Below are 5,105 nucleotides of genomic sequence, written 5' to 3' on the forward strand. Positions count from 1 at the left end.
CGGACCCGGCACGACCGGTCGCGACGCCCTCCGCCGTGCTGCCGTCGGCCATGGTCTGCTCGAACGTGGAGGCCCAGGGGCCGAGGACCTGCGCGGGGGCGTGCGTCTTCGTCCCGCCGTCGGCTCCGACGGTGGTGAAGCGCTCGACGTGCAGCGTCTGGGTGTGGTGCGCGCCGTCGGCGACCGTGCCGGTGAGCTCCAGGTCCGTGAGGGTGAGGAGGCCGCCGGAGCCGGGGGTGCCGTCGGCGCCGGGCACGGCGCCCTCGGCGGCCAGGTCGAGGGTCAGCCGGTGCGTGCGGCCGTCGGAGGGCAGCGGCCCCAGGTCCCGCCGGTACGGGACGCCGCTCGGGTCCTCCAGGACGGCGCCGACCCGGGCGTCGGGCGTGCCGGCGGGCGCGGTCGTCCGCAGGTCGACCGTGAGCGTGCGGGTTCCGGCGGGCAGCGCGAGACCGGTGCCGGCGAAGGCCTTGGGGGTCAGCGGGGCGAGCAGGGCCGGGGCCGGGACGGCCGAGAGGTCGGAGCGGAGGAACAGGCCGCCCGCGTTGCGGGTGTCCACGGCCAGGACGACGGCGTTCTTCCCGGCCACGTCCAGGGAGGCGCGGTGCACCGGGGCCACCGCCCTGACGCCCGGCACGGCGGCGAGGCGTTCGGTCTGCGTCGGCTCGCCGAAGCCCGCGCCGAGGACGCGGATGTCCGTACCGGCGCGGAAGTCGGCCTGGTCGCGCTGCGAGCGCCCCCACGAGCCGCTCTGCCCGATGGCCAGCATGCCCATCGCCACGGCGAGGACCAGGAGGAGGACGGGGCCGGCGCCGCGCAGCGGCCGGCGGCTGAACTGCCAGCCCGCGAGGGCGGCGGAGAGCCCGCGCCCGCCGGCCGCGCGCCGCTCGGCCAGCTTGGCGGCGGGCGGCAGCAGACGCAGCGTCAGGACGGTGCCGGCGAGCAGGGCGAGGGCGGGTGCGGCGATGAGCACCGGGTCGACGGAGCCACCGCCCGCCTCGTCCGCGCCGAGGGTGCCGCCCGCGGCGGACGGCCGCTGGAGCTGCCAGTACGCGACGCCCGCGATGGCGAGGAGGCCGAGGTCGGCCCCGGCCCGTACCGGAGCGGGCAGGGAGGCCGAGCGGGCCTTGCGCAGCGAGACGACGGAGCCGTCCCCGGCGGCGAGCGCGGGGGCGACGACGGCTGCGGCGCAGCAGAGCGCGACCACGGCGGCGACCAGCCACACCTGGGCCGAGGGCGAGGTGTCGAGGTGCACCCCGAGTTCGGAGAGCGCGGACCGCTCGGCGAAGAGCCGGGTCAGCGGGCCGGACAGGAGCGGGGCGGCGAGCGCTGCGGGCAGGGCGAGCAGCAGCGCCTCGGCGGCGGCGAGCCCGGCGATCCGGCGCCGCGAGCCGCCGCGGGCCCGCAGCAGGGCCGTCTCGCCGGAGCGCTCGGTGCTGAGCAGCCGGGCGACGAGCAGCAGCGCGTACGCGGCGAGCAGCACCAGCTGCACGGCGACGATCAGGAGGGTGGTGCGGGAGACGAGCAGGGCCCGCTGGGTCTGGTCGAGGACGGTGGGGAGCGCGGTCGACGCGGAGATCGTCGTCCCGAAGGCGTCCCTGGCGTCGGCCAGCTCCTTCGGGCCCTCGGTCGCCGCGGCGCGCAGGGCGTCCATCCGGTCCGTGGTGAAGCCGGTGTAGTCGGCGGAGCCGAGCCAGGTGGTGTCGCCGGGGCTCAGCGCCCCGGAGGTGAGGACGGCCGGGTCGACGTGCAGCGGTCCGTACGTGGTGAACGCGACGGTCCGCACGCCGCGGCCGCCCGCCGGGTCCAACTGCCAGTACAGGTCGGCGGTGTCGACCGGCTTGTAGACGCCGGTGATCCGGGCCTTCACCTTCCGGTTCAGCAGCCGGTCGGTGAGGTCGAGGACGGTGCCGGGGCCGATCTTGAGCCGCCGGGCCGCCTCCTCGGGCAGCGCCGTCTCGATCACGCCCCCGGCCCGGGCGGGGGAGGGCCAGGAGCCCTTGACGAGGGACAGCCGCGAGCGGTCGAGTGCGGCGAACTGCGTCAGGTCGGGGTCGCCCTTGCGGGCGGCGGGCGGCTGGAGGTTCCGGGGCAGCGCGTACGGCCCCGAGCGTTCGAGCCGTCGTACGGTCACCGGCAGCCCGTCGAAGGTCTTCCGCATGCCGTCCTCGACGGCGGCCTCGGCGCCGGCCCGCTTCCCGGCCGGTATCTGCCCGCTCACGAGCATCGAGGCGGCGGCCGCGGACCGGCCGCGCAGTCCGGCCTGGAGCGCGGCGTCCCCGATCGCGCCGGAGAAGGCGGCGAGGGTGGCGAGCACCGAGGTCGTCAGGAGCACGGCGAGCAGTGCCGCGGAGAGCAGCAGCCGGTGTGCCCTGACGCGCAGAAATACGAACCCCGTCACCCGTCCCCCTGGACCCGCTGAAGTTTCCTCGGATGCTTTCAGAGGGCACGCGTCACGGGTAACCGCTTTCACCCGGACCTTGATTGGATCGTGACCGTTATTCGGCGTTCCGTGTCCGGAACGTTTCAGTCCGTGGAGGAGCCGCTAGCCCGCCGTGTTCACCATCGACGCGGCCGCGTACGTCAGATAGCGCCACAGCTCGCTCTCGTGCTCCGGGGCGAGGTCGAGCGAGTCGAGGGCGTCGCGCATGTGGCGGAGCCAGGCGTCGTGGGCGGCCTGGTCCACGGTGAACGGGGCGTGGCGCATGCGCAGGCGGGGGTGGCCGCGGTGGTCGCTGTAGGTGCGGGGGCCGCCCCAGTACTGCATGAGGAAGAGGGCGAGGCGCTCCTCGGCCGGGCCGAGGTCCTCCTCGGGGTACATCGGGCGCAGCAGCGGGTCCGCCGCGACGCCCTCGTAGAAGCGGTGGACCAGGCGGCGGAACGTCTCCTCGCCGCCGACCTGCTCGTAGAAGGTCTGCTCCTGCACTGTTTCCCCGGGAATCTCGTTCACCGTTCCATCGTCTCAGATGCCCGGCCGAGGACCGGAGGCTTAGGACCACCTGTACGGGCGGTCGACCGGGGCCCGGTGGGGCGGGAGAGTGGGGGCATGGGTGCGGTGCGGGACGAGTTCGCCGAGGCCGGCGCGCGGGAGCGGCGCGCGCTCGTGCGGGAGATCGAGGCGGACGGCCTGCTGACCGACCCCGCCTGGCGGGCCGCCTTCGCCGAGGTGCCGCGCCACCTCTTCGTCCCGTACTACTACGTCTCCGCCCCCGACGGCTACGAGCGGCTCTGGTACGGCGACCCCGATCCGGAGCGGCGGGACCGCTGGCTGCGCGGGGCGTACGCGGACACGGCGATCGCCACCCGGGTACGGGACGGGGACCTGGTCTCCTCCGCCAGCCAGCCGTCCCTGATGGCGCTGATGCTCGACGCCCTGGACGTACGCGACGGGGACGACGTCCTGGAGATCGGCGCCGGGAGCGGCTACCACGCGGCGCTGCTCTGCCACCGCCTCGGCGAGGAGCACGTCACCACCGTCGACCTGGACGAGGAGATCGCCGAGTCCGCCCGCAGCCATCTCGCCGCCGCCGGACACCGGCCCGCGGTGCTCGCCGCCGACGGCGCCCGCGGCTGCCCCGAGCGCGCTCCGTACGACCGGATCGTGGCGACCTGCGAGGTGCCCTCCGTCCCGTACCCCTGGCTCGCCCAGTGCCGGCCCGGCGCGCTCGTCCTCGCGCCGCTCTCCACCGGGCTGATCCTGCTGCGGGTGCGCGACGCCGCGCACGCGGAGGGACGGTTCCTCGCGACCTCCGCGTACTTCGTGGCGCTGCGGGGCGTCGCCGCGCAGGCCCCGGAGCGCGACAACCCGTACCCGGGGCCGTCCGGGCACGAGCGCTTCCTCTTCCTGTGGGGCCTGGTCCGCGGGACCCTCGACAGACGCGAAGCGCTCTCGCTCTGGCTGCGCGAGCGGCGGCCGGGGCGGGAGCGCTTCGGGGTGACGGTCAGCGGCGACCGGCAGTGGGCCTGGCTGGACGACCCCGGAGGGCCGTACGCCTGGCCCCTGCCGGGGACCGCCTGACGGTCAGGAGCAGCGGATCGTGATCGTGGTCCAGGCGCCGACGTGCACCCGGTCGCCGTCCTGGAGCTGGACGGGGACGTAGGGCTGGATCGGCTCCTCGCCGCCGTTGACCGTGGTGCCGTTGGTGGAGTTCTGGTCCACCACCGCCCACGAGCCGTCCGGCTGCTGCACGAGCACGGCGTGCTGGTGCGAGACGCCCGGGTCCTCCGGCGGCACCGACAGGTCGATGTCGGGGGACTCCCCGGTGGAGTGCCGGCGGCGGCCGATGGACACCTGGTTGCCCTGGAGCGGCAGGTGCTTGTCCGGCGAGTACGCGGGCAGGTTCAGGCCCGTCGCCTCCGGGCCGCTGCGCTGCATCATCGCCATGAAGTACTCGCGGTCCGGGCCGATGACCGCGGTCCAGGTGAGCGGCTGCTGCGGCTGGCGCGGCGGCTGGAACTGCTGCGGAGGCTGCGGCGCCTGGTGCGGCGGGGGTCCCTGGTGCGGCGGCGGGCCCTGGTGCTGCGGAGGCTGCGGAGCTTGGTGCTGCGGCGGGGCCGACGGTGCCTGCGGGGGCTGGTGCTGCGACGGCGGCGACAGGACCCAGTCGTCGTCCGCGCGCGGCTGCGGCGGCGCGGGCGGGGCCGGGGCCTGGGCCGGAGCCTGGAGGTACGCGGGAGGCGCCGGCGGCTGCGGCGCCGACGGGCGCTGCGGCGGGGCCTGGTGGTGCGTGGGCTCGGCGCCCAGCGGCTCGGCCGGCCGGTTCACCTGCGAGGGCCGCGAACCCTGGTAGCCGAACGGGTCCGGCTGCTGCGGGGGCTGCTGCTGCGAGGGCTGCTGCGGAGGCGCGGGCGGCGGGGACTGGAAGCCCGGCGGCAGGTTGAGGCCGGGCGGCGGCCCGGGCTGCCGCGGCGGGGCGCTCGGCGGGGCGTTGTGCGGGGCCAGCGGCGTGTACGAGGTCGCCGTGTTCGTGAGGAAGTTCCAGCGGCACTCCTCGCAGAACGGCGCCATGTGCTCGCGCGGCGTCCGGCACTGCGGGCACAGCTCCGCCTGGGCCGTCGCGTTCGGGTCGCCACCGGGACCGAAACCGCCGGGGGCGGCGGGGGCACCG

The 5,105-nt window shown here is 76.1% G+C and carries 4 protein-coding genes; 1 reads left to right on the top strand and 3 read right to left on the bottom strand.

The window, feature by feature from the left end; all coding sequences use genetic code 11:
* Window positions 1-2,398: FtsX-like permease family protein (locus CCN56_RS37985; RefSeq protein WP_107484293.1), on the bottom strand; the 2,398-nt coding region annotated here is incomplete at its 3' end.
* A 144-nt stretch (window positions 2,399-2,542) separates the two neighbouring features.
* Complete coding sequence (locus CCN56_RS37990) at window positions 2,543-2,947, bottom strand: globin (protein ID WP_086832227.1); 405 nt, start codon at window positions 2,945-2,947, stop codon at window positions 2,543-2,545.
* Between the two features lie 96 nt (window positions 2,948-3,043).
* On the opposite strand from CCN56_RS37990, the gene CCN56_RS37995 reads away from it, so the two are divergent.
* The gene (locus CCN56_RS37995) at window positions 3,044-4,015 is read left to right on the top strand and encodes a methyltransferase domain-containing protein (RefSeq protein WP_086832228.1); all 972 of its coding nucleotides are present in this window, start codon (window positions 3,044-3,046) and stop codon (window positions 4,013-4,015) included.
* 3 nt (window positions 4,016-4,018) lie between these two features.
* On the opposite strand, the gene CCN56_RS38000 is transcribed toward CCN56_RS37995, so the two are convergent.
* Window positions 4,019-5,105, bottom strand: a 1,087-nt coding sequence (locus tag CCN56_RS38000) for an FHA domain-containing protein (RefSeq protein ID WP_086832229.1), incomplete at its 5' end; no start/stop codon positions are given.

The sequence above is a fragment of the Streptomyces sp. NRRL B-24572 genome (genome assembly GCF_002156145.1).
GTDB lineage: Bacteria > Actinomycetota > Actinomycetes > Streptomycetales > Streptomycetaceae > Streptomyces > Streptomyces vietnamensis.